This window comes from Klebsiella sp. MS 92-3 (assembly GCF_000195655.1).
Classification (GTDB): Bacteria; Pseudomonadota; Gammaproteobacteria; order Enterobacterales; family Enterobacteriaceae; genus Klebsiella; species Klebsiella pneumoniae.
The window spans coordinates 74300-74535 of the sequence record NZ_GL882866.1; the positions used below are offsets into that span (position 1 = coordinate 74300).

Annotated in this window: 1 protein-coding gene; it reads right to left on the reverse strand. The window is 52.1% G+C overall.

Annotated features, from left to right (window positions below):
• On the reverse strand, positions 1–116 hold a 116-nt coding region (locus tag HMPREF9538_RS31915; protein WP_148671948.1), incomplete at its 3' end, for a KTSC domain-containing protein.
• Positions 117–236: the final 120 nt, after the last annotated feature.

The following is a 236-nucleotide window of genomic DNA, read 5'->3' on the forward strand; positions in this document are numbered from 1 at the left end:
GGGACCCCGGTATATTGTAATGGCGGCTGGTGATAGAAATAGATTTCCAGTGTGGCGGAGGCGTCATCGTAGGCGACGGAGATAATTCGGGAAGATTTTACCGGATGGTGGTGCATGATGGACGTCCTCGGGCAAGCACTGACTGGCCATGACTATATCATTAAACGGACGGCTATTTTAGTCCGCGAGATATAGCGTTTTGTTTTATCTGCAGCGAGGCGGGAGGGGGAAAGGGC